Source organism: Kitasatospora sp. NPDC003701 (assembly GCF_053587085.1).
In genome coordinates this window covers 43,100-67,612 of the sequence record NZ_JBSFNM010000026.1, presented here as the reverse complement: position 1 = coordinate 67,612, position 24,513 = coordinate 43,100, and the positions used below count along the sequence as shown (strand labels likewise).

Annotated in this window: 19 protein-coding genes and 1 riboswitch; of the genes, 14 read left to right on the top strand and 5 right to left on the bottom strand. The window is 74.1% G+C overall.

Translation table 11 applies throughout. The features are described 5' to 3' along the window. The first annotated feature begins 9 nt into the window (after positions 1 to 9). The 6 genes from ACWDRR_RS23980 to ACWDRR_RS23955 all read left to right on the top strand — a co-directional run bounded on the left by ACWDRR_RS23980 (position 10) and on the right by ACWDRR_RS23955 (position 6,998). Entirely contained in the window at positions 10 to 2,040 is a 2,031-nt protein-coding gene (locus ACWDRR_RS23980; protein ID WP_449774244.1) for a protein meaA, read from the top strand. A 23-nt stretch (positions 2,041 to 2,063) separates the two neighbouring features. Beyond that, positions 2,064 to 3,026, top strand: coding sequence for an HpcH/HpaI aldolase/citrate lyase family protein (locus tag ACWDRR_RS23975; RefSeq protein ID WP_387890754.1), 963 nt, complete (start codon positions 2,064 to 2,066; stop codon positions 3,024 to 3,026). A gap of 19 nt (positions 3,027 to 3,045) precedes the next feature. Further along, complete coding sequence (locus tag ACWDRR_RS23970; RefSeq protein ID WP_449774243.1) at positions 3,046 to 3,549, top strand: MaoC family dehydratase; 504 nt, start codon at positions 3,046 to 3,048, stop codon at positions 3,547 to 3,549. Between the two features lie 181 nt (positions 3,550 to 3,730). Continuing rightward, positions 3,731 to 4,933, top strand: coding sequence for an acyl-CoA dehydrogenase family protein (locus ACWDRR_RS23965; RefSeq protein WP_449774242.1), 1,203 nt, complete (start codon positions 3,731 to 3,733; stop codon positions 4,931 to 4,933). A 507-nt stretch (positions 4,934 to 5,440) separates the two neighbouring features. Further along, positions 5,441 to 6,133: a phosphatidylserine decarboxylase gene (locus ACWDRR_RS23960; RefSeq protein ID WP_449774241.1), complete on the top strand. Its 693-nt coding sequence runs from the start codon at positions 5,441 to 5,443 to the stop codon at positions 6,131 to 6,133. Next, the gene (locus tag ACWDRR_RS23955; protein ID WP_449774240.1) at positions 6,120 to 6,998 is read left to right on the top strand and encodes a CDP-alcohol phosphatidyltransferase family protein; all 879 of its coding nucleotides are present in this window, start codon (positions 6,120 to 6,122) and stop codon (positions 6,996 to 6,998) included. The genes ACWDRR_RS23960 and ACWDRR_RS23955 overlap by 14 nt, the downstream gene beginning before the upstream one ends. Before the next feature lie 147 nt (positions 6,999 to 7,145). Here ACWDRR_RS23955 and ACWDRR_RS23950 read toward each other — a convergent pair whose 3' ends face one another. The 3 genes from ACWDRR_RS23950 to ACWDRR_RS23940 form a co-directional block, all read right to left on the bottom strand. Beyond that, on the bottom strand, positions 7,146 to 8,648 hold the full coding sequence (locus tag ACWDRR_RS23950; RefSeq protein WP_449774239.1) for a hypothetical protein: 1,503 nt from the start codon (positions 8,646 to 8,648) through the stop codon (positions 7,146 to 7,148). 225 nt (positions 8,649 to 8,873) lie between these two features. Then, on the bottom strand, positions 8,874 to 9,989 hold the full coding sequence (locus tag ACWDRR_RS23945; RefSeq protein ID WP_449774238.1) for an alpha/beta hydrolase family protein: 1,116 nt from the start codon (positions 9,987 to 9,989) through the stop codon (positions 8,874 to 8,876). A 184-nt stretch (positions 9,990 to 10,173) separates the two neighbouring features. Further along, positions 10,174 to 10,887, bottom strand: a complete 714-nt coding sequence (locus ACWDRR_RS23940) for a transcriptional regulator (RefSeq protein WP_449774237.1) — start codon at positions 10,885 to 10,887, stop codon at positions 10,174 to 10,176. 214 nt (positions 10,888 to 11,101) lie between these two features. Continuing rightward, positions 11,102 to 11,292, top strand: a riboswitch (cobalamin riboswitch). A gap of 93 nt (positions 11,293 to 11,385) precedes the next feature. Here ACWDRR_RS23940 and ACWDRR_RS23935 point away from each other — a divergent pair. From ACWDRR_RS23935 to dacB, 7 genes are all read left to right on the top strand, one after another. Continuing rightward, positions 11,386 to 12,357 carry a cobalamin biosynthesis protein gene (locus ACWDRR_RS23935; RefSeq protein ID WP_449774236.1) on the top strand — a complete coding sequence of 324 codons (972 nt, stop codon included), beginning with the start codon at positions 11,386 to 11,388 and terminating at the stop codon, positions 12,355 to 12,357. Further along, positions 12,354 to 13,871 carry a cobyric acid synthase gene (locus ACWDRR_RS23930; protein WP_449774235.1) on the top strand — a complete coding sequence of 506 codons (1,518 nt, stop codon included), beginning with the start codon at positions 12,354 to 12,356 and terminating at the stop codon, positions 13,869 to 13,871. Before ACWDRR_RS23935 ends, ACWDRR_RS23930 begins: the two co-directional genes overlap by 4 nt. Then, positions 13,864 to 15,993 carry a putative cobaltochelatase gene (locus tag ACWDRR_RS23925; RefSeq protein WP_449774234.1) on the top strand — a complete coding sequence of 710 codons (2,130 nt, stop codon included), beginning with the start codon at positions 13,864 to 13,866 and terminating at the stop codon, positions 15,991 to 15,993. The genes ACWDRR_RS23930 and ACWDRR_RS23925 overlap by 8 nt, the downstream gene beginning before the upstream one ends. Before the next feature lie 5 nt (positions 15,994 to 15,998). Further along, positions 15,999 to 16,604 carry a cob(I)yrinic acid a,c-diamide adenosyltransferase gene (gene cobO / locus ACWDRR_RS23920; protein WP_449774233.1) on the top strand — a complete coding sequence of 202 codons (606 nt, stop codon included), beginning with the start codon at positions 15,999 to 16,001 and terminating at the stop codon, positions 16,602 to 16,604. Between the two features lie 53 nt (positions 16,605 to 16,657). After that, positions 16,658 to 18,034, top strand: coding sequence for a cobyrinate a,c-diamide synthase (locus ACWDRR_RS23915; protein WP_449774232.1), 1,377 nt, complete (start codon positions 16,658 to 16,660; stop codon positions 18,032 to 18,034). A 223-nt stretch (positions 18,035 to 18,257) separates the two neighbouring features. Further along, entirely contained in the window at positions 18,258 to 19,712 is a 1,455-nt protein-coding gene (locus ACWDRR_RS23910) for a M6 family metalloprotease domain-containing protein (RefSeq protein WP_449774231.1), read from the top strand. A 272-nt stretch (positions 19,713 to 19,984) separates the two neighbouring features. Beyond that, entirely contained in the window at positions 19,985 to 21,583 is a 1,599-nt protein-coding gene (gene dacB / locus ACWDRR_RS23905) for a D-alanyl-D-alanine carboxypeptidase/D-alanyl-D-alanine endopeptidase (RefSeq protein ID WP_449774230.1), read from the top strand. 107 nt (positions 21,584 to 21,690) lie between these two features. Here dacB and ACWDRR_RS23900 read toward each other — a convergent pair whose 3' ends face one another. Continuing rightward, complete coding sequence (locus ACWDRR_RS23900; RefSeq protein WP_449774283.1) at positions 21,691 to 22,581, bottom strand: aminoglycoside phosphotransferase family protein; 891 nt, start codon at positions 22,579 to 22,581, stop codon at positions 21,691 to 21,693. 215 nt (positions 22,582 to 22,796) lie between these two features. Beyond that, positions 22,797 to 23,645, bottom strand: coding sequence for a helix-turn-helix domain-containing protein (locus tag ACWDRR_RS23895; RefSeq protein WP_449774229.1), 849 nt, complete (start codon positions 23,643 to 23,645; stop codon positions 22,797 to 22,799). A gap of 159 nt (positions 23,646 to 23,804) precedes the next feature. Between ACWDRR_RS23895 and ACWDRR_RS23890 the strand changes: the two genes are divergently transcribed. Beyond that, positions 23,805 to 24,407: an NADPH-dependent FMN reductase gene (locus ACWDRR_RS23890; RefSeq protein WP_449774228.1), complete on the top strand. Its 603-nt coding sequence runs from the start codon at positions 23,805 to 23,807 to the stop codon at positions 24,405 to 24,407. Positions 24,408 to 24,513: the final 106 nt, after the last annotated feature.

Below are 24,513 nucleotides of genomic sequence, written 5' to 3'. Positions count from 1 at the left end.
GGCGATCCGATGACTGATCAGAAGCGTGATCGGCCCTGGCTGATGCGGACCTACGCGGGGCACTCGACCGCGAGCGACTCCAACGCGCTCTACCGGAAGAACCTCGCCAAGGGCCAGACCGGCCTCTCGGTGGCCTTCGACCTGCCGACCCAGACGGGCTACGACTCCGACCACATCCTCGCCCGCGGCGAGGTCGGCCGGGTCGGCGTGCCGGTGGGCCACGTCGGGGACATGCGGACCCTGTTCGACGGCATCCCGCTCGAACAGACCAACACCTCCATGACGATCAACGCCACCGCGATGTGGCTGCTGGCGCTCTACCAGGTGGTCGCCGAGGAGCAGGGCGCCGACATCGCCAAGCTCACCGGCACCACCCAGAACGACATCGTCAAGGAGTACCTGTCGCGCGGGACGCACGTCTTCCCGCCCGGGCCGTCCGTGCGCCTGATCACCGACATGATCGCCTACACGGTCGGGAACATCCCCAAGTGGAACCCGATCAACATCTGCAGCTACCACCTGCAGGAGGCCGGGGCCACCCCGGTCCAGGAGATCGCCTACGCGATGTGCACCGCGATCTCGGTACTGGACGCGGTGCGCGACTCCGGCCAGGTGCCGGCCGAGCGGATGGGCGAGGTGGTCGCCCGGATCTCCTTCTTCGTCAACGCCGGCGTGCGCTTCGTCGAGGAGATGTGCAAGATGCGCGCCTTCGCCCAGCTCTGGGAGAAGGTCACGCTGGAGCGCTACGGGATCCAGGACGCCAAGCAGCGGCGCTTCCGCTACGGGGTCCAGGTCAACTCGCTGGGCCTGACCGAGGCGCAGCCCGAGAACAACGTCCAGCGGATCGTGCTGGAGATGCTCGCCGTCACGCTCTCCAAGGACGCCCGGGCCCGGGCCGTCCAGCTGCCCGCCTGGAACGAGGCGCTCGGCCTGCCCCGCCCGTGGGACCAGCAGTGGTCGCTGCGGATCCAGCAGGTGCTCGCCTACGAGTCCGACCTGCTGGAGTACGGGGACATCTTCAACGGCTCCGAGGTGATCGAGACCAAGACCGCCTCGCTGCTGGCGGGCGCGGAGGCCGAGATCGCCAAGGTGCTGGAGATGGGCGGGGTCATCCCGGCCGTCGAGTCCGGCTACCTCAAGTCCAACCTGGTCGCCTCGCACGCCGCCCGCCGGGCCCGGATCGAGTCCGGCGAGGACAAGATCATCGGGGTCAACTGCTTCGACACCACCGAGGAGAGCCCGCTCACGGCCGACCTCGACACCGCGATCATGGTGGTCGACCCGGCCTCCGAGCAGTCCGTGCTCGCCGCCCTGGAGCAGTGGCGCGGCGGCCGCGACGAGGCCGCCGCCCAGCTGGCCCTCGACGAGCTGAAGAGCATCGCGGCCACCGAGGCCAACCTGATGCCCGCCACGCTCGCCTGCGCCCGCGCCGGGGTCACCACCGGCGAGTGGTCCTTCGCCCTGCGCGAGGTCTTCGGCGAGTACCGCGCACCCACCGGCGTCGGCGGTGCCCCGGTCGCGGTGGCGGCCGAGCCCGGCGGCGAGCTGGCCGCCGTCCGCGAGGCGGTCACCGCGACCGCCGCCGAGCTGGGCACCGGCAAGCTGCGCCTGCTGGTCGGCAAGCCCGGCCTGGACGGGCACTCCAACGGCGCCGAGCAGATCGCCGTCCGGGCCCGCGACGCCGGGTTCGAGGTGGTCTACCAGGGCATCCGGCTGACGCCCGAGCAGATCGTCTCCGCCGCCGTCGCGGAGGACGTGCACTGCGTGGGCCTGTCGATCCTGTCCGGGGCCCACCCCGAGCTGGTACCCGACGTCCTGCACCGGCTGCGCCGGGCCGGGGTGGAGGATGTGCCAGTGATCGTGGGTGGCATCATCCCGGCAGCGGACGGCGAGGCTCTCAAGGCCGCCGGCGTGGCTGCCGTGTTCACCCCGAAGGACTTCGGCATCACGACCATCATCGGCCGGATCGTGGACGAGATCCGGCTGGCCAACAGGCTCCAGCCGTGGACGCCCGCAGCCGCCGCGACGACCACCAGCTGACCCCGGAAGGACTGACCCACCCCATGGCAACCGTCAACAGGCTCCGCCCCCGCCGCTCCTGCCTCGCCGTGCCGGGCTCCAACCCGCGCTTCCTGGAGAAGGCCCAGGGCCTGCCGGCCGACCAGGTCTTCCTCGACCTGGAGGACGCCTGCGCCCCGCTGGTCAAGGAGAGCGCCCGGCACAACATCGTCGACGCGCTGAACAACGGCGACTGGGGCAAGAAGACCAAGGTCGTCCGCGTCAACGACTGGACCACCCACTGGACGTACCGCGACGTGATCACGGTCGTCGAGGGCGCCGGCCCCAACCTCGACTGCATCATGCTGCCGAAGGTCCAGGACGCCGAGCAGGTCAAGGCGCTCGACCTGCTGCTCACCCAGATCGAGAAGACCATGGGCTTCGAGGTCGGCAAGATCGGCATCGAGGCGCAGATCGAGAACGCCAAGGGCCTGATCAACGTCGACGCGATCGCCGAGGCCTCCCCGCGCCTGGAGACGATCATCTTCGGCCCGGCCGACTTCATGGCCTCGATCAACATGAAGTCCCTGGTGGTCGGGGAGCAGCCGGCCGGCTACCCGGCCGACGCCTACCACTACATCCTGATGCGCATCCTGATGGCCGCCCGGGCCAACGACCTGCAGGCCATCGACGGCCCCTACCTGCAGATCCGCAACCAGGAGGGCTACCGCGAGGTGGCCGGCCGCGCCGCCGCGCTCGGCTTCGACGGCAAGTGGGTGCTCCACCCGGACCAGGTCGCCGCCGCGAACGAGATCTTCTCGCCCTCGCAGGAGGACTACGACCACGCCGAGCTGATCCTCGACGCCTACGACTGGTGCACCTCCGAGGCGGGCGGCGCCAAGGGCTCCGCGATGCTCGGCGACGAGATGATCGACGAGGCCAGCCGCAAGATGGCCCTGGTCATCGCGGGCAAGGGCCGCGCCGCCGGGTTCCAGCGCACCTCCAAGTTCGAGCCCCCGCAGGCCTGACCTCCTAAGGACCACTGAGATGCAGTTCGGACGCACCTACGAGGAGTTCGAGGTCGGCGCTGTCTACAAGCACTGGCCCGGCAAGACGGTCACCGAGTACGACGACCACCTCTTCTGTCTGCTCACCATGAACCACCACCCGCTCCACATGGACACCAACTATGCGGAGAAGACGACCGACTTCGGCAAGAACGTCGTGGTGGGCAACTACATCTACTCGCTGCTGCTCGGCATGTCCGTCCCGGACGTCTCCGGCAAGGCGATCGCCAACCTGGAGATCGAGTCGCTGCGCCACATCGCGCCGACCTTCCACGGCGACACCCTCTACGGCGAGACCCTCGTGCTCGACAAGTGGCCCTCCAAGTCCAAGGACGACCGCGGCATCGTGTACGTCGAGACCAAGGGCTACAAGCAGGACGGCACGGTCGTCTGCGTCTTCCGCCGCAAGGTGATGGTGCCGACCGCGACGTACATCAAGGAGCGCGGCGGCGAGCAGCCCGGCCGTCCCACTCCGCTGTCCTAGGGCCCGGCCCGTACCTCCCAGAGCCCCGGACGGGTAGGCCGCCGTCATCGGCCGATCCCCACCCCGGTACCGGGGGCCCTGCTGCCGCAGCCACGCCGGCAGGGCCCCCGGGAAATCCCCCCCCCCCCGCCAGTTCTTCCCCTCCCCCACCCTCATCCCCTTTCGCCACAGGAGCCGCACGATGGGACGCCTCGCACAGACCGACGGCCTGACCGAGATCCAGCGGGACATCCTCGCCACCGTGCGGGATTTCGTCGACAAGGAGATCATTCCGGTCGCGACCGAGCTGGAGCACAAGGACGAGTACCCCGCCGCCATCGTCGAGGGGATGAAGCAGCTCGGCCTCTTCGGCCTCACCATTCCCGAGGAGTACGGCGGTCTCGGCGAGTCGCTGCTCACCTACGCCCTGGTGGTGGAGGAGATCGCGCGCGGCTGGATGTCCGTCTCGGGCATCGTCAACACCCACTTCATCGTGGCCCACATGATCAACGCGCACGGCACCCAGGAGCAGAAGGACTACTTCCTGCCGAAGATGGCCGCCGGCGAAATCCGCGGCGCCTTCTCGATGTCCGAGCCCGGCCTCGGCTCCGACGTTTCCGCGATCTCCACCAAGGGCGTCAAGGACGGCGACTTCTACGTCCTCAACGGCCAGAAGATGTGGCTCACCAACGGCGGCACGTCCACCCTGGTCGCGGTGCTCTGCAAGACCGACGAGGGCGGCAGCTCCCCGTACAAGAACATGACCACCTTCCTGATCGAGAAGACGGCGGGCTTCGGCCCGAACCCGACCGTCCCCGGCCTCACCGTGCCCGGGAAGATCGAGAAGATGGGCTACAAGGGCGTCGACACCACCGAGCTGATCCTGCAGGACGTCCGCATCCCGGCCGACCGCGTCCTCGGCGGCGTCCCCGGCAAGGGCTTCTACCAGATGATGGACGGCGTCGAGGTCGGCCGGGTCAACGTGGCCGCGCGCGGCTGCGGCGTCGCCCGCCGCGCCTTCGAGCTGGGCATCTCCTACGCCCAGCAGCGGTCCACCTTCGGCAAGAAGATCGCCGAGCACCAGGCGATCCAGTTCAAGCTCGCCGAGATGGCCACCAAGGTCGAGGCCGCCCACCAGATGATGGTGATGGCCGCCCGCAAGAAGGACAGCGGCGAGCGCAACGACCTCGAGGCCGGCATGGCCAAGTACCTCGCCTCCGAGTACTGCAAGGAGGTCGTCGAGGACGCCTTCCGCATCCACGGCGGCTACGGCTTCTCCAAGGAGTACGAGATCGAGCGCCTCTACCGCGAGGCCCCGATGCTGCTCATCGGTGAAGGTACTGCGGAGATCCAGAAGATGATCGTCGGACGTCGTCTGCTGGAGGAGTACCGCATCGCGGAGTGAGAACGACCAGCACGAAGACTCGCCCGGCGGCGCGGTGACGCTCCGCGGGGCGGGTCGACGGCCCGGTGACGGCCGGTCGACGGGCGTGCGGGCCCGTCCCGGCACCCCGCCGTGCCACCAGGACCCCGGCCTGGTCCGCCTGGGGTCCGGCACGGCTCCCGAAGCGGCCGCAGGGCGTACAGCTGCTGTCACGCGCCTTGCGGCCGCTTCGGCGCACCCCCCGCCCGCCCCCGGCGCCGAGGCCGTCGGGGGTTCGGTCGGCGTGCCTGTTGAGACAAGAGTCACCAGCCTCGCCAGGACCCTTGGGAACCGGAGCGGGGCGAGCTACGGTCGTATACACAGAACGCGCGGCTGCGCCGCACCCAGGACACATGAACGAACAGGCGGGTTGCCCACCCACCGTGTGCTCCCGATAGCATCCACCGGGACAGCAGCCGTCCCTCTATTACTCGATCCCCGCGGTGGCCCCCGTCCAGCGGCCATGATCCCCCGCGACAAAGGTCTTCGATGCCCATCAGCCCGTCCCCTCACACCTCCGTCACGGACCGCGATGCCCTCGCCGCCACGACGGCCGGTCGGCGACCCCGCGTGACCATCGCGCGCGGAGCCACCCCCTGGTTCGTCCCCACCCTCGCCACCGCCGCCGTGACCACCGCCCTCACCCGGCGCAACGGCGCGTGGGCCCTGGCGGCGGTACCCGCCTGTGCGCTCAGCGCGGGCATGCTGTGGTTCTTCCGCGACCCCGAGCGTGAGATCGGCACGGGCAGAGTGATCTCCCCCGCCGACGGCGTGGTGCAGAGCATCGACGCCTGGCCGGACGGCCGCACCCGGGTGGCGATCTTCATGAGCCCGCTCAACGTGCACGTCAACCGGGCGCCCCTGCCCGGCACCGTGACCTCCGTGGAGCATGTCGCGGGTGGCTTCGTGCCCGCGTTCAACAAGGACAGCGACCAGAACGAGCGGGTCGTCTGGCACTTCGAGACCGAGCTCGGCGACATCGAGATGGTGCAGATCGCGGGGGCCGTGGCCCGCCGGATCGTGCCGTACGTCGACGCCGGTACCAAGGTCGAGCAGGGCGATCGGATCGGTCTGATCCGCTTCGGGTCCCGGGTCGACACCTACCTGCCGGCCGGCGTCGAGGTCGGCGTCGAGGTCGGCCAGAAGACCACAGCCGGGGTGACGCGCCTTGACCGTGACTGATCCTGAGACGATCGTCGGCCTGGACGACGAGGAGACGGCCCTGCGCCGCCGCCGCTGGGCGCGCGACCGCGAGCTGCGCGCCCCGCGCTCTCCTCAGCACCTGTCCACCGCCGACTTCCTGACCCTGGGGAACGCCGTCTGCGGCTTCCTGGCGATCTACTCGATCACCACCGGGGTCCTCGTCCCGCACATCACCAACCCGGACGCCGCGCCGGACAAGCACAGCGCCGCCACCGCGGTGACGCTGCTGCTGATCGGTTCGATGTGCGACCTCTTCGACGGGCTGGTGGCGCGCAAGCTGCGCTCCTCCGCCCTCGGGGCCGAGCTCGACAACCTGGCCGACCTGATCAGCTTCGGCATCGCGCCGGCCTACTTCGTCGCGGTCTGGGGCATGGTCTCGCCCGGCTCCGACAGCCGCCTCTCGGCGCTGATCGCGCTGACGGTGCTGCTGTCCGTGGTGCTGCGGCTGGCGCGCTTCTCCGCCGTGAAGATGCGACCCGGGGTGTTCCAGGGCATGCCCTGCCCGATGGGCGCGATGACGGTGATCGCCATCGTGCTGCTCGACCCGCCGTTCCTGCCCGGCCTGCTGGCCATCGCGGGCACCGCGTACCTGATGATGAGCCGGATCGAGTACCCGAAGCCGCAGGGGCTGCTGGCCACCGCCACGCTCTGCTGGATCGTGCTCTCGATCGGCTGCCTGGCGGCCTGGGCGACCGGGGCACCCGGCGGCGACACGCTGCTGCACATCGGCGCCTTCGCCCAGATCACGCTGGCCGCGATGGCCCCGCTGCTGGTGATCCGGCGCAAGGTCGGCCAGAAGGTCGGGGACGTCCGGGCGCGCCGCGCGGAGTCCCGGATCGGCTGATCCCGCAGGACGTACGACGAAGGGCCCGGATCCGCTCGGCGGATCCGGGCCCTTTCGCATGCCCTGCGGCGGCCCTGCGGACGCCCTCGCGGCGCTCCTGCGGCCCTGCGGCGCCTCCCTGCGGCCCGGGGACCGGGCAGCGGCCGGCTACGCCCCGCCGCGGTGGACGCTGAAGGCCGAGCGGCGGGCCGCCCGCGCCACGCCCGGGTCCGGGTGGACGCTGGAGACGGCGGTCAGCACCGAGGCCGCCCGGGGGTGGCCGGACTGCCGGGCACGGGCGAACAGCCGGACCGGGTCACCGGCCGAGGCGCCCTCGACGTGGCCCACCAGGAGCTCGGTCTCGCCGTGGTCGAGCACGGCGGCCGCGGTGTCCACCCAGAGCCAGGCGGCGTCCTCCGCGCCCAGCACATCGGCCGGGGCGACGCCCTCGTCCGACTGCTCGGCCAGCCAGAGCAGCGCGTAGGGACGCAGCACGGGCGCGTCCACGGCGGCCCGGACGGCCTGCTCGGCGGTGGAGCCGGCCACCCGCAGGGCCTCGAAGGCGAGGCCGCGGACCAGGGCGTCGTCACCCTGGGCGGCGTCCAGCAGCTCGGCCACCGCCCGGTCGGCCGGCCGGGCCGCCACCCAGGCGCGGAACTCGGCCCGGGCCGGGCCCGGCGAGTAGTCGGCGCAGGCGTTGAGCAGCTCGAAGGCGCTCTGCTCGATGTGCCCGGCGGCGGTCTGCGCGACGGTGCAGATCTCCTCCAGCTTGGCCCGCACCGCCCAGTGCCCGAGCGGGGAGAGCTCGGCGGCGTCGTCCCTGCGGACCACCGCGCCGACGGCGGCCAGGCCGTCCAGCATCCAGTCCAGGACGGCGGCCACGTCGGAGGGCGCGGCCGGGGTGTCGATCTGCGGCTCGCGGCAGGTGCCGCGGACGGCGGAGACCGCCGAGGCCGCGTGCGGCACGGGCGAGAGGCCCAGCGCGCCGTCGCCGCCGCCGACCCGGCGCTCGTCCAGGCCCCGGCGCAGCAGCTCCAGCAGCTCGCTGTCGGCGACCGGACCGGCCACCAGGTGCAGGAAGGAGAGCAGCTGCGGCGCCTGGTCGACGGCCTGCCCGGCGAGCACCGCGAAGACGCCGCGCAGGGCGGCGGGCGGCACCGGGGCGAGCAGCGTCCAGGCGTCGAACAGGGCCGACCAGCCGCGGACCACGGCCTCGTCGTCGTGCTCCCAGGCGTGCAGGCGCCAGCCGGGGGCGGCGCCGCCGTCCCGGGCCTCGACCAGGCCGACCAGCAGGGCCTGGCCCCAGGCCTTGGTGGCGGCGCCCACCGTCATGGCGAGGGCGCGGCCGGCGGCGCGGGCGTCCTCGGGGAGCAGCTCGCCGCGCTTGTCGACCTCGGCGAGTTCACCGGCCCAGCGGGCGATGCGGACGGCGTCGATCAGCATCCGGCGGGCCAGCGGGGCGAGCTCGGCGGGAGCGGGGAAGCCCTCCGGCACCGGGACCCGGCCACGGCCGGGGGCGGGTGCGGGGCCTCGTCGGCGGGGTACGCCGGAGCCGCCCGGCCTGGCGCCGGCGGGGCGGTGGGCAGTTCCGGGGAGACGGGTCACCGTCGCACCGGAGCCGATCGTCGGCGGGAGCTGGGCATCACGGTCGCGCGGATTCCGAGACGTCACGTCGAGCAGTCTTCCCCTTGTACCGGCCTTCTGTCACATCCGATCGGCCCCGACTCCCGGGAGGCGGTCGCGGGGGGTCGACAAGATCGGGCAACAGAGGCCAAACCGCCTGGCCGGATCTGTATGACGCGAACACGCCAGCTCGGGAGCGGTGGGGTGGACGGGGCGCGGGAGGAGGGTCGGGACGCGGGCGCCGGCCCCTTCCGGACCCGGCGCGGCGGCGGCTCAGAGCAGCGGGGTGAGCCAGCGCCGGAGGTGCTCCTCGTAGCGGTCGGGGTCGGCGTTCCAGAGGGCCGCGTGCTCCCCGTCCGGGACGGCCTGGAGGCCGACCACGTCCGAGCGCCGGTCGGCGAGCCGGGCGGCGGCCCGCCAGGGCGCCAGCGTGTCGTCGGACCCCTGCAGCAGGAGCGTGGGCACCCGCAGGTCGGTGCCGTCCGCGAGGCGGGCGAAGTCGGCCAGATCCACGCCCGCGCGGCCCTCCGCGGCGAGCGCGCCCAGCTCGGCGGCGGCGCCCCGGTAGCCGGCCCGGGCCGCGCCCCGGCGGGCGGTGGCCGGGAAGTCGAGCACCGGCGAGTCCAGCACCAGGCCGCTGATCGAGGACGCCCAGGCGGAGCGGGCCGCGGTCTGCAGGGCGATGGTCGCGCCGAGCGACCAGCCGTAGAGGATGACCCGCCCGGCGCCGCTGTCGAGGGCCAGCCGCAGGGCCGCCTCGACGTCCCGCCACTCCGTCTCGCCGAAGTGGCCGAGACCGTCCGGGGAGGCCGGCGCGCCCTGGTCGCCGCGGTAGGTGACGGCGAGGACGGGCAGGCCGAGCCGGTGCAGGACGGGGATCACCGGGAGGGTCTGCTGCCGGTCCGCGCCGGGGCCGTGCACCAGGATCACCCAGGCGCCGCGCTTGCCGTCGAGCCGCCAGGCGGGCAGCGCGCCCAGTTCGCCCTCGACGGCGGTCTCGGTGAACGGCAGGCCGAGCGCACCGGTCGGGTCGCCGAGGTACACCCGGGGGGTGAAGCGGACCGAGGTGCCGGGGACCAGGGTGCCCCGGTCGGCGCGGACCAGCCGCCGGGTGACGCCCCGCTCGTCGGCGTGCAGGACCTCGTCGACCACCGCGTGCCCGCCGCCGGCCCACTCGACGGCCCAGCGGCCGGCGCGGGCGCTCTCGGCGCCGCGGGTGAAGGTGACCCGTCCGGCGGCGAGGCCCAGCACCACGACGGGGCCGGCGGCCCGCTCACGGGCGGCCGCCGGGTGGACCATCCGCTCGGACGCCCTCCGGCCGATCAGCAGGACGGCGGCCCCGGTACCGACGGCGGCGGCCGCCACGGCGGCTGCGGTTCCCCAACGCATATCGCTCCCCGCTCTGTTGGTCGCGGACTGGGCACTGTGCCCACCAGTCCACTCGCGGCGGCGGCGCCCGGCCACCGGACACGGCCGTCCGGGTCACGGCCGTCCGGGTCACGGCGGGGGCGGGGACCACCGCGGGGGGCGGCGCGGGGAGGGCAGCGGGGAGGGTCCCGCGGACGCCGGCCCGTCAGACCGGGAGCTCCGTCTCCAGCCGGCCCAGCAGCTCCCAGAACCGCTCGCCGAGCGGCCGGGCCCCCGGCGCCACCGGGTCCGCCGCCGGGGCCGGGGAGCCCCAGCTGCCGGCGCCCCAGTGCGAGGAGACCTGGTTCTCGTTCTGCAGCACCGTCAGCACGGTGGCGAGGTCGTCCTCGTGCACCGGCACGATCCGGCCGATCGCCCGGACGTGCGCCTGCCAGCGGCCGTCCACGCCCTGCCGCAGCCGCCGGTCCAGCTCGTCCGCCCGGCCCGTCACCGCGACCAGCTCGCGCAGGGTCAGGCCGAGCACCCGGGCCAGCGCGTGCGTCTGCTCCTGGTCGCCGTCCCACTGACCGGTCGCCTCGGCCAGCTGGTACTGCCGCAGGGCGATGCCGATCCGGCGGGCCGCGCCCTCCTGGTTGAGCTCCCGGGCGACCCGGAGGTCCCGCAGCCGGGCCGGGCGGACGCCCATCAGCTGGGCCGGCGGACACCAGAGCGCCCGGGCCAGCGCGATGAACTCCTCCTCGGTGGGGCGCAGCTCACCGCTCTCCCAGCCGAGCACGTGGGCGGGCAGCAGCCGGACGCCGTGCGCGGCCATGCCCTCGGCCACCTGCTCGGGGGTCAGGCCGAGGCCGGCGCGGTGCGCGCGGGCCGCCGCGGGCGAGAAGGGCACCGGAGGCAGGGCGGGTGGCTGTCTGCGTCGCATGGGACCAGACGGTAGGGGGTGGTCCGGCCGCCCCCCAGCCGCCGAACACACGAAGCGGGACTGGAGGCTCCTCCAGGCGACTGGACGATCCCACAGGCTGTCATGCCCCTGCGGGGGGTGCCGATCGGAGGTAGCCACGGGGCCGGGAAACCCGGCGGCGCTGTGACCTACCCCTCCGTGACCTCGGTTGACGCACGGTTCGGCCGCGTGATGGGATCCTTCAGCCAAACGGAGGCATGCAGAGGAAGCCGGTGCGAGTCCGGCGCGGTCCCGCCACTGTCACCGGGGAGCACACTCGGAGTCCCTCCTCGCCCGCCGCGGCGCCGGAGGGGGCCCATCGCGGCGGGCCGTCGAAGCCGCTGGAAGGCCCGGGAGTGCGTCCGCCCCGGAAGCCAGGAGACTCTCGCCCCCGGTACGTCGATCCAGGGCGCGGACCCTGAGTGAGGACACGCACGCGATGCAGGCTGCCCCGACCTTCCGAGACCTCCGCTGTCCGTCGTGCGCCCGCTGACCCGCGCCGCCGCCTACGCGCTGGGCGCCGCCGCCGGGTACCTCGCCGACGCCCGCTTCGCCGACCCGCGCCGCGGCCACCCGGTGGCCGTCTTCGGCAGCGCGGCCGGCCGCCTGGAGCGCCGGATCTGGCGCGACCACCGCGCCGTCGGCACCGCCTTCACCGCGCTCTGCGTGGGCACCGTCGCGGCCGGCGCGGTGGCCGCCGACCGCACCCTGGGCCGCCGGCCGCTCGGGCGGGCCGCGCTGGCCGCCGCCGCGACCTGGACGGTGCTCGGCGGCACCTCGCTCACCCGTGAGGCCCGCACGATCGGACGCTCGCTCGCCGCGCACGACCTCGCGGCGGCGCGCGGGCGGCTGCCGCACCTGTGCGGACGCGACCCGAGCGGGCTCGATGAGCAGCAGATCGCCCGCGCGGTGGTCGAGTCGGTCGCCGAGAACACCGCCGACGCCGTGGTCAACGCGCTCGTCTGGGGCGCCCTCGCCGGGGCGCCCGGCCTGCTGGCCTTCCGCGCCGTCAACACCCTGGACGCGATGGTCGGCCACCGCTCGGCGCGCCACGCCCGGTTCGGCTGGGCCTCGGCCCGGCTGGACGACGCGGCGGGCTGGCCGGGCGCGCGGCTGACCGCGCTGCTGACCGTCGCCGCCGCGCCCGAGCCCCGGACGGCCTGGCGGGTCTGGCGGCGGGACGGCTCCGCCCACCCCAGCCCCAACGCGGGCCAGGCCGAGTCGGCCTTCGCCGGCGCCGTCGGCGTACGCCTCGGCGGCACCCTGCGGTACGGCTCCCGGGTGGAGCACCGGCCGGTGCTGGGCGGCGAGCTGCGGCCGGTGACGGTGGACGACATCGAGCGCGCCTGCCGGCTCTCCCGCCGGGTGGGACTGCTCGCACTGGGTACGACCGTCGCCGGGCACGCCGTCGTGCAGGCACTCAAGGCGGGCAAGCGAAGGGGGAGCGCATGAGCAACGCACTGCTGGTCGCCGGGACGACCTCGGACGCCGGCAAGAGCGTGGTCACCGCGGGCATCTGCCGCTGGCTGGCCCGTCAGGGCGTCGCCGTGGCGCCGTTCAAGGCGCAGAACATGTCGCTGAACTCCTTCGTCACCGCCGACGGCGCCGAGATCGGCCGCGCCCAGGCGATGCAGGCCCAGGCGGCCCGGGTGGAGCCCGAGGCGGCGATGAACCCGGTGCTGCTCAAGCCCGGCGCGGACGGCCGCAGCCAGGTGGTGCTGCTCGGCCGCGCGGTCGCCGAGGTCGGCGCGCTGGACTACCGCGAGCGCAAGCCCGTCCTGCTGGAGCGGGCCCTGGAGTGCCTGGCCGACCTGCGCCGCCGCTACGACGTGGTGGTCTGCGAGGGCGCCGGCTCGCCCGCCGAGATCAACCTGCGCGACCGGGACATCGCCAACATGGGCCTGGCCACCGCCGCCGCCCTGCCGGTCGTGGTGGTCGGCGACATCGACCGCGGCGGCGTGTTCGCGGCGATGTACGGGACGCTGGCGCTGCTGTCGGAGGAGGACCAGCGGCATGTCGCCGGCTGGTTCGTCAACAAGTTCCGCGGCGACGCGCGGCTGCTGGCGCCCGGGCTGCGGATGCTGCGCGAGCTGACCGGCCGTCCGGTGCTCGGCACCCTGCCGATGCTGTCCGGGCTCTGGCTGGACGCCGAGGACTCGCTGGACCTGACCACCGTGGTGGACCGCACCGAGGGCCGCGGGCCGCTCGGCGCCGACGTGCTGCGGGTCGCCGTGGTGCGCTTCCCCCGGCTCTCCAACTTCACCGACGTGGACGCGCTGGCCCAGGAGCCCGGGGTGCTGGTCCGCTGGGCCACCCGGCCCGAGGAGCTGGCCGACGCCGACCTGGTGATCCTGCCCGGCACCCGGGCCACCGTGGCCGACCTGGCCTGGCTGCGCGAGCGCGGCCTGGAGCCGGCCCTGCGGGCACGCGCCGCGGCCGGGCTGCCGGTCCTCGGCGTCTGCGGCGGCTACCAGATGCTGGCCCGCGCCATCCACGACGAGGTCGAGTCCCGGGCCGGCGCCGTCGACGGCCTGGCCCTGCTGCCCACGCACGTCCGGTTCGGCGCCGAGAAGGTGCTCGCCCGGCCGGTCGGCGAGGCCTACGGGCAGCCGGTCGCGGGGTACGAGATCCACCACGGGATCGTCACCGTGGAGGGCGGAGAGGCGTTCCTGGACGGCTGCCGGGTGGGGGCGGTCTGGGGCACGACCTGGCACGGTGCGCTGGAGAACGACGGCTTCCGGCGCGAACTGCTCCGCGAGGTGGCGCAGTTGTCGGGCCGGGCCTTCGTGCCCGCGCCGGACACGTCGTTCGCCGAGGCGCGCGAGGCCCGGCTGGACCGGCTGGGCGACCTGATCGAGGAGCACGCGGACACCGACGCGCTGTGGAAGCTGATCGAGGGCGGGGTGCCGGCCGCGGGTTCGCTGCCGTTCCTGCCGCCCGGGGCCCCCTTGGAGAATCATGAGTGACGTCCGCTACCCCTTCACCGCGATCGTCGGGATGGCCGACCTGCGGCTCGGGCTGCTGCTCAACGCGGTCTCCCCGGCCGTCGGCGGCGTGCTGGTGCGCGGCGAGAAGGGCACCGCCAAGTCGACCATGGTGCGCGCGCTGGCCGGCCTGCTGCCGTCCATCGCCGCCGTCGACGGCTGCCGCTTCGCCTGCGACCCGGTCTCGCCGGACCCGAACTGCCCGGACGGCGCGCACGAGGGCACCGGCGAGCTCCACCGGCCGGCCCGGCTGGTCGAGCTGCCGGTCGGCGTCTCCGAGGACCGGATCGTCGGCTCGCTGGACCTGGAGCGCGCGCTGGCCGAGGGCGTCAAGGCCTACGAGCCGGGCCTGCTGGCCCGGGCGCACCGCGGCGTGCTCTACATCGACGAGGTCAACCTGCTCCAGGACCACGTGGTGGACCTGCTGCTGGACGCGGCCGCGATGGGCCGCTCCTACGTGGAGCGCGAGGGCGTCTCCGTCCGGCACGCGGCGCGCTTCCTGCTGGTCGGCACGATGAACCCGGAGGAGGGCGAGCTGCGCCCGCAGCTGCTCGACCGGTTCGGCCTGACCGTGGAGATCGCCGCCACCCGGGAGCCGGCCGAGCGCGCCGAGGTGGTCCGCCGCCGGCTGGCCTACGACGCCGACCCGGCCGGTTTCGCCGCGCGGTTCGCCGAGGACGAGCGCTCGCTGGCCGAGCGGATCACCACGGCGCGCGAACTGCTGCCCGCGGTCGTGCTGACGGACGTGGCGCTGCGCCAGATCACCGCCGTCTGCGCCGCCTTCGAGGTGGACGGGCTGCGCGCGGACATCGTGATGGCCCGCACCGCCGTCGCGCTGGCCGCCTGGGCCGGCCGCACCGAGGTGCTGGAGGAGGACGTCCGCAAGGCCGCCCAGCTGGCCCTGCCGCACCGCCGCCGGCGCAACCCCTTCGACGCGCCGGGCCTGGACGAGGAGCAGCTGGACCGGACGCTGGAGGAGCACGCCCAGCCCGAGGAGACCGAGCCCGAGGAGCAGCCGGCCGAGGAGCAGCGGGCCGAGGGCGAGCAGCCCGAGCGGGACCCCGACGGCGACGGCCCCGACGGCGGCGGACCGCAGGACGACGGCCCGGGCCCGGACGGCGGCGGCCCCGACAACGGCGGCGGCGCCCCCGCGCCCGCGGACGCGCCCGACGGCTCCGCGGCCGCCGAGCCCGAGCCGGAGGCGCCGGCCGGCGGGGAGCCGATCCCGCAGCAGGGCCGGGGCGGTGCGCCGGAGTCCGCGCCGGTCGCGGCCGGCGAGCCGTACCGCACCCGGCTGTTCAAGGTGGAGGGCACCGGGAAGGGCGCCCAGGGCCGCCGCTCCCCCGCCGAGACCGACGGCGGCCACACCATCCGCGCCCGCCGCCCGCAGGGGCGGCTCGCCCGGCTGCACCTGAGTGCCACCCTGCAGGCCGCCGCGCCGCACCAGGTGGCCCGCGGGCGGGCCTCGCGCGCGCTGCTGCTGCACAAGGACGACTTCCGCGAGCAGGTCCGCCAGGGCCGTGAGTCCAACCTGGTGCTGTTCGTGGTGGACGCCTCCGGCTCGATGGCGGCCCGGCAGCGGATGACCGCCGTCAAGGGCGCCGTGCTCTCGCTGCTGATGGACGCCTACCAGCGCCGCGACAAGATCGGCATGATCACCTTCCGCGGTGCGACGGCCGAGCTGGCGCTGCCCCCGACCTCCTCGGTCGAGGTGGGCGCGGCCCGGCTGGAGCGGCTGCCCACCGGCGGCCGGACCCCGCTGGCGGCCGGACTGCTGCGGGCCCACGAGGTGCTGCGGGTCGAGCGGATGCGCGACCCGCACCGCCGCCCGCTGCTGGTCGTGGTGACCGACGGCCGGGCGACCGGCTCCCGCGACGCCGTCGCGAAGTCCCACCGGGCGGCCGAGCTGTTCACCGCCCAGGGCGTGGCGAGCGTGGTGCTGGACTGCGAGTCCGGCCCGGTGCGGCTCGGCCTGGCCCGCACGCTGGCCGCCCGGCTGGGCGCCACCGCCGTGACCCTGGACGAGCTGCGGGCCGAAGGCGTGGCCTCGCTCGTCCGCGACAACCGTGCCAACCGAGCCACCACGATGCGAAAGGCGGCCTGATCCACATGCCCAAGGGAATCCCCGAGAGCGTCCCGGAGGACGGCCTCACCACCCGTCAGCGTCGCACCCAGCCGATCACCGCGGTCCACACCGGCCCCGGCAAGGGCAAGTCCACCGCCGCCTTCGGCATGGCGCTGCGGGCCTGGAACCAGGGCTGGCCGATCGGGGTGTTCCAGTTCGTCAAGTCCGCCAAGTGGAAGGTCGGCGAGGAGAACGCGCTGCGCGTGCTCGGCGCCTCCGGCGAGGGCGGCACGGTCGACTGGCACAAGATGGGCTCCGGCTGGTCCTGGATCCAGCGCTCCACCGAGATGGAGATGGACAGCGAGGCGGCCGCCAAGGAGGGCTGGGAGCAGGTCAAGCGCGACCTCGCCGCCGAGACCTACCGCTTCTACGTGCTGGACGAGTTCACCTACCCGATGCACTGGGGCTGGGTCGACGTGGACGAGGTGGTGTCGGTGCTGAAGGACCGCCCGGGCAGCCAGCACGTCGTCATCACCGGCCGGTACGCCACCGAGGCGCTGACCGGCTGCGCCGACCTGGTCACCGAGATGACCAAGGTGAAGCACCCGATGGACGCCGGCCGCAAGGGCCAGCGCGGCATCGAGTGGTAGCACCGCGCCCGCAGTAGCGCCTCGACCGGTCAGTCCGCGAAAGCAGTAGAGCCTTGAACAGCATCCCCCGTCTCGTCGTCGCCGCGCCGTCCTCCGGCTCCGGCAAGACCACCGTCGCCACCGGCCTGATCGCCGCGCTCGCCGCGCGCGGCCTGGCGGTCTCGCCGCACAAGGTCGGCCCGGACTACATCGACCCGGGCTACCACGCCCTGGCCGCCGGCCGGCCGGGCCGCAACCTGGACGCCTTCATGTGCGGGCCGGAGCGCGTCGCCCCGCTCTTCCTGCACGGCGCCGCCGGGGCGGACATCGCGGTGGTCGAGGGCGTGATGGGGCTGTTCGACGGCGCCTCCGGGCGCGGCGAGCTGGCGTCCACCGCGCACGTGGCCAAGCTGCTGCGGGCACCCGTGGTGCTCGTGGTGGACGCCTCCTCGCAGTCCCGCTCGGTGGCCGCGCTGGTGCACGGCTTCGCCTCCTGGGACCCCGAGGTCCGGCTCGCCGGGGTGATCCTCAACCGGGTGGCCTCCGACCGGCACGAGCAGTTGCTGCGCGAGGCGCTGGAGGAGGGCTCGGGCGTGCCGGTGCTGGGCGCGGTGCGCCGCTCGGCGGCCGTCGCCACGCCGTCCCGCCACCTCGGCCTGATCCCGGCCGTGGAGCGCTCGGCCGAGGCGCTGCGGGCCGTCGCGGACATGGGCGAGCTGGTCGCCGCCTCGGTGGACCTGGACGCCGTCCTGGCGCTGGCCCGGACCGCTCCCCCGCTGGACGCCACCGCGTGGGACCCGGCCGCCGAGGTCGGGCGGGTGGCCGGGTCGCCCCGGATCGCGGTGGCCGGCGGCGCCGCGTTCTCCTTCTCGTACGCCGAGAACGCCGAGCTGCTCACCGCGGCCGGCGCCGAGGTGGTGCCCTTCGACCCGCTGCACGCCGACGCGCTGCCGGCGGGCACGGCCGGCCTGGTGATCGGCGGCGGCTTCCCCGAGCTGTACGTCCGGGAGCTGAGCGCGAACGGGACGTTGCGCGCTGCGATCGCCGCGTTCGCCGGCGCGGGCGCCCCGATCGCCGCCGAGTGCGCCGGACTGCTCTACCTCGGCCGGGAGTTGGACGGTCTGCCGATGTGCGGCGTGCTGGACACCTCGGCCCGGATGACCGAGCGGCTGACCCTCGGGTACCGGGAGGCCGTCGCACTGACCGACTCGCCGCTGGCGCCGACCGGCACCCGGGTGCGCGGGCACGAGTTCCACCGCACGGTCTGCGAGCCCGCGGCGGGGGACCGGCCGGCCTGGGGCTGGCGGCTGCCGACCGGTCCGCGCACCGAGGGTTTCACCGGCGGCACACTGGGCAACGTTCACGCTTCGTATCTGCACCTTCACTGGGCAGGATCACCGCAGCTCGCCGCCTCGTTCACGGCGGCCGCGGCCGCGTACCGCGCGGGCTGAGCCAACCGACGGGCCTTCGGGTCTGGTGCTGACCGTGTCCGGGGCGTCAGAATAGGGACAGATAGCCGTATATCGCCCATTTCGCAACCGGTACCGGCCAGACCCGACCGCCGCACGGCGACTCGACCGCTCTGTGGCGACCCGACCGATTGCCGGCGACCGCCCCACTCGGCGGGGTCGCCACACTCCCCGCGGAGTGAGCTGGCTCAAAGGAGCCGTCACGATGCGTCACACCTTAACCCCGCTGCATCACCGTCCCACCGACGACCGTCACGCCTGCCCGGTGCCGCTGTCACCGAAGGCGTTCGCCCAACTCCGCGCCCGCTACCAGGACCTCGTCGAGCACCGGCGACTCCCCTCGGACCTCACCTTCGAGCAGTACTACTACGTCTGGCGCTCCCGGCGTCGCGGCGAGAACGTCATCGGCCTCGACGACGGCGCCGTCCGCCCCGGCCCCAGCACCGGGGCCCAGTTGATCACCCGTCCGACCAGGAAGCTGAAGGGCGTCGTCCGCACCCTGGTGCTGCTGGTCGACTTCCCCGACCTCCCGCACAGCCCCGAGCACACCGCCGGCCACTTCGAGCAGATGCTGTTCAGTGCCGACACCTTCACCACCGGGTCGATGCGCGACTACTACCGCCTGGTCAGCGGCTTCGACCCGGCCCGTCCGACGGCGCACGGCATCGACGTCCAGGGCGAGGTGCACGGCTGGTTCCGCCTGCCGCACCCGCTCTCCTTCTACGCCGACAACCAGTCCGGCACCGGCAGCCCGCCCCGGAACTCGCAGGGCATGGCGGCCGACGCCCTGAAGCTCGCGCTCCAGCAGGGCGTCGACTTCTCCGCCGACTACGACGCCCTCGGCGAGGGCCTCGTCACGGCCCTGTTCATCGTCCACGCGGGCACCGGCGCCGAACAGACCGAGCGGCCGAGCGACATCTGGAGCCTCAAGTGGAACCCGCCCGGCGAGGAGGGCGTGGAGGTCGCGCCCGGCCTGCGGGTGCAGACCTTCCTGACCGTCCCCGAGGACTGCGCGGTCGGCGTCTGCGCCCACGAGTGGGGCCACCTCGCCGCCCGCTGGGCCGACTTCTACGACACCGGGCGCGTCGACGCGACGACGTCCAACGGGCTCGGCGACTACTGCCTGATGGCGGGCGGCTCCTGGGGCAACGCCGGGGTCACCCCGGTCTTCCCCAACGGCATGCTCCGGATGTTCCACGGCTGGACCACCCCCCAGGAGGTGGCCAGTACCACCACCGGCATCACGCTGCGGCCCGTCGCCGAGGGCGGCGACCTGCTGTTCGTCCGCAACCCCCAACGGATGAAGGAGAGCCAGTACATCATCGTCGAGTACCGCCGCCAGCGCGGCCAGGACGAGTTCCTGCCCTCCCAGGGCATCGCCGCCTACGTGGTGGACGAGGCCATCGACAACGTCAACGACGAACACCACCTGGCCATCGCGCTCATGCAGGCCGACGGCCGCAACGACCTGGGGAAGATCTTCGGCACCGGCAACCGGGGCGACAAGACCGACCTCTACCCGGCCCTGGGCAACACCGGCATCGGGCAGCACACCGCGCCGCCGCTCAACGAGCCCGACGGCACCTGGAGCGGCGTCACCCTGGCCGTCGCCGGCACCCCGGGGGCGGAGCAGATGGGGGTCGACGTCACCATCGCGTGAACCTCCCCGGCCCTTCTCGACCCCTACCCCTTCTCGACCCGTACCCCGGCTCGACCCGTGACCCGGCCCGACCCGTGACCGAACCGCGCGACCCGGCCCGACCCGGGTTGCGCCCGGCCCGACCCGGGTTGCGCCCGGCCCGGTGGCGGTGCCGGGGCATGCGGGTGAAGAGTGCGCCACGACGTTCGACGGCCCGCCGCCGGACGGTATGCCTGCCCGTACTGACCATCCGTCATGACGCGGCCGGCGCACGGCCGGGAGTAGGTGGGTTCATGAGATCGACCCCTCGACAGTGGCGTACCTGGGCCACCGCCGTCACCACGGCGGTGGCCACCGTCGTCTCGGCCGGGGTGGCGGGCGCGACACCGCCGGACCGTGACGGCCTCAGCCCCGACATCCTCGCGATCATGGCCAAGCCCGACTACAAGTACGCCCAGTGGGGCCTGCTGGAGATCGACGACGAGACCGGCGAGGTCATCCACTCGCAGTACCCCGACCAGTTCTTCATCCCCGGGTCGACCGCCAAACTGGTCAGCGTGTCGGGCACCTGGCACGCGCTCGGCGGCGACCACCGCTTCACCACCCCCGTGCAGGCCGTCGGCACCCGCGACGGCAGCGCCCTGGACGGCACGCTGGTCGTGGTCGCCCAGGGCGACCTCACCATGGGCGGCCGCACGGAGCCCGACGGATCCGTCGCCTACACCCCGATCGACCACACCTACGCCAACGACGTCCCGGGCGCGACGCTCACCCCCGAGAACCCGCTCGCCGGCCTCGACGAGATCGCCGGCCAGGTCCGCGACTCGGGCATCACCGAAGTCCGGGGGGACGTCGCCGTCGACTCCCGCCTCTTCACCTCCTTCCCCGAGCTGGACCCGAGCCCGACGCCGCTCATCATCAACGACAACGTCATCGACCTGCTGTCCACCGCCACCACCCCCGGGCAGCCCGCGCAGCTCAGCTGGCGGCCGCAGGTCGCGCCCTACCAGGTGGAGTCGACCGTGCGGACGGTCGCGGCGGGCGGCACGACCGACATCCAGGTCTCGGCCTCGCCGGACGGCACCCGGATCAGCCTCTCGGGCACGATCGCGGCCGACGCCCAGCCGGTGCTGCGGATCTCCGCCGTGCAGGACCCGGCGGCGTTCGGGCGCACGGCCCTGATCGAGGCGCTCGCCCGGGCCGGCGTCACCGTCACCGCCCCGCCGACCGGGCCGAACCCGGACCAGCTGGTGCCCGCCTCCTACGACGGCACGCAGCGCGTCGCCGCCTACGTCTCCCCCGTGTACGCCCAGTACGCGAAGCTGATCCTGAAGGTCAGCCACAACCTCGGGGCGAACCTCGGGATCTGCCTGATGGCCGTCACGGCCGGCAGCCACCAGTGCGCCGACGGGTTCCCCGTGCTCACCGACTTCCTGCGGCAGGCGGGCATCGACCCGACCCAGGTGCAGCTGCTCGACGGCCGCGGCGGGAACCCGGTCGACCGGGTCACCCCGCGGGTGGAGAACCAGATCCTGCACTACTGGCAGGGCACCCCGGATGCGGACCGGTTCCGCCTGGCGCAGCCGATCCTCGGCGTGGACGGCCTGCTGGCCTTCGTCTGCGAGGGGTGTCCCACCTGCCCGGGCAAGGGGAAGGTGTGGGCCAAGACGGGCACCGTCGCCGGGTTCGACGCCGTCAACCAGCGGCTGGCCGTCGGCGCGGACACCATCGGCGGCTACCTCGACGCGGGCCACGGGCGGCTGCACACCTTCTACCTGGCCGTGAACGGCGCGTCCGCCCCGGACATCGACGGCGTCATCCGGATCGGCAACGACCTGGCCCGGATCGCCGGGCTGCTCCAGGAGCAGGCGGAGGCCCGGAACCACTCCTGACCCGCTCGCCGCCCCTCGTACCGGGGGCGGCCCACCACGAGGGCCCCGCCCGCCTGCTTTCCGCCGGCGGGCGGGGCCCTCGGGTGTCCGGGCCGGGAGCCGGCCGGTCAGACGACGGTGCTCAGGTCGGCGAGGGCTTCGGCCACCGCGCGGCGGGCCACGCTCGCGAGGACGGGGTTCGTCACCCGGTAGTGGTACTCGGCGGTGAGCCCGAAGCACAGGGCCCAGCCCCGCCCCCGCGCCCAGGTCGCGTCGTCCACCCGCGCCGACTCGCGGAACACCTCGCGCGCCCCGGCGGAGAACAGCGTCCAGGCGGCCATCATGTCGCACGCCGGGTCGCCGACGCCCGCCACGCCGAAGTCGATCACCGCGCTGAGCCGGCCCTCCCGGGCCAGCAGGTTGCCCGGCAGCAGGTCACCGTGCAGCCAGACCGGTGCACCCTCCCACTGCGGCAGCCGGAGCACGCCCTCCCAGGCGGCCGTCGCGGCGTCCGCGTCCACCGCGCCGTCCGCGCCCAGCCCCCGGATCGCGGTCCGGACCTCGTCGTCGCGCGTGAGGACCGGCCCGCCCCGGTAGGAGGGCGGCGCGTCGGTGGCATCGATCCGCCGCAGGGCCGTGATGAAGCCGCCCAGCACGGCGGCGGCCTCGTGCTGCTCGGCCAGGGGCTCGTCGAAGAGGTTGTCGCCGTCGAGCCAGCGGTACACCGCCCACGGGAACGGGAAGCCCTCGCCGGGCACCCCCTGCCCCAGCGGCACCGGGACGGTCAGCGGGAGGTGGGGCGCTAGCCGGGGCAGCCAGCGGCTCTCCTTCTCGACGTCCCCGGCGGCGCCGGGAATGCGCGGCAGCCGCACGGTCAGGTCGGTGCCCAGCCGGTACATGGCGTTGTCCGTCCCGGCGGAGCGGACCTTCGTCAGGGGGAGCCCCGCCCACTGCGGGAACTGCGCGGCCACCAGCCTGCCGACGAGCGCCTCGTCGATGTCGACCTCATCGGCGTGCATCTTCGTGCTGGACACGGTTCTCCTCTGCGTGGAACTCTGCCGAAACGCGGCGTGGAACGGGTTCGGCCGTGCTCGCGGGCCGCGCCGCACGCCGGGGACGGAGCCTATGAGACCGCACCGGACCGGCGCCAAGGCTTTTCGAACGGCGCCCGACCGGTGCCCACCCGGTGCCGGACGGTCCGTCAGACGTCCTCCGTCCGAGGCCCGGAGCGCCGCTACACCGCCCGCAGGGCCCCCGGGCGGCGGCCGGTGAGGCGATCGAGCGCGGCGGACGTCGCCTCGTCGGCGGGGAGGTGGACCAGCAGGCGCTGGTCGTCGTCCGCGGGCAGGTCCAGCGTCTCGTAGGCCAGCCGCAGCTCCCCGACCTCCGGGTGGACCAGCCGGAGCACCCCGCTCGCCCTCGGCAGCCCCGGCAGCCGGTCCAGCCGCCCGGCGAACTCCGCCCCGCAGGCGACGGTCAACTCGTCCATCGCCGCCCCGACATGGAGGTCCGCCCGGCCGGGGCCCTGCTTGAGCGCGGCCACCTGCTCGTCGGCGACACCGTCCCAGTCCGGGTAGGCCGTCCGCGCCCTCGGGTCGGTGAACACGAACCGCGCCAGGCTCGGCCAGGCACCGTCCAGCAGCCCGATCGGCCCGGCCACCCGGCGGTAGCCGTCCGTGCAGGCGAGGACCTCGCTCAGCCGGTTGAGCAGCACGGCGGGCGCGGGTTCGAGCCGGTCGAGCAGCGCCTGCACGGTCGGCCGCACGGCACGGTTCGGCTGCGCGCCGCCCGTGCAACTGAAGCCCCCGCCCGCCCCCTTGGCGAGCCGGTGCAGATGGACCCGCTCCGCCGTGGTCAGCCGCAGCGCGCCGGCCAGCGCGGCGAGCACCTCGGCGGACGGCCGGCGGTCCCGGCCCTGTTCGAGCCGGGTCACGTACTCGACGCTGACCCCGGCGAGGGTCGCCAGCTCCGCCCGGCGCAGCCCCGGCGTCCGGCGGCGCGCGCCCACCGGCAGCCCCGCCTCCCCCGGCGTGACGGCCTCCCGGCGCAGGCGGAGGAACAGGCCCAACTCGTTGTCGCTCACCCGCCGAACCTAACAGCCCCCGCCCGACCGGATCGTGGCCCTGCCACTACCAGTCCCGGCCCGGCCTTCCTCCCGTGCTCGCGGCCCGGCAGTTTGGTGGCACGGCCCCACCGGGGTCGGTCCGACGAACCCACATCCCCACAGTCCAGGAGCCCCGTCATGTCCGGTGAGCAGCTCAATCTCGCAGTCGTCCTCGGAAGCGTCCGGGAGGGCCGGTTCGGCCCGGTGGTCGCGAACTGGTTCGTCGAACAGGCCCGGCAGCACGGCCTCTTCACGGTGGACCTGGTCGACCTCGCGGACGTCGACCTCCCGCTCGCCCTGCCGCCGGTGTCACCCGCGCTGCAGCCCGACCTGCCCCGCCCCGACGGGATGGCCGAGCTGACCCGGCGCCTCGACGCGGCCGACGCGGTCGTCGTGGTGACGCCCGACTACAACCGCAGCTTCCCGGCCTCGCTGAAGGCCGCGATCGACTGGCACTACACCGAGTGGCGGGCCAAGCCGATCGGCTTCGTCGGCTACAGCGGGGGCAGCGGCGGACTCCTCGCCATCGAGCAACTGCGGCAGGTCTTCAACGAGTTGCAGGCCCACACCGTCCGCGACTACGTCTCGTTCCCGCGCTACTACGAGCTGTTCGCCGCCGACGGCACCCTGCACGCTCCCGAGGGGCCCGAGGCCGCCGCGAAGACGATGCTCGACCAGCTGCTCTGGTGGGCCTCCGTCCTCCACGACGCCCGCCGCGACCGCCCCTACGTCGCGAGCTGACCGCCGCCGGATGCCACTACGGCGCATCCGGCGAGCCGACCCCCGGAGCGCACCCCGGAGTGACACCCAACCCGTTCTCCTCGCACCGCGTGAGAGTCCGACAGTC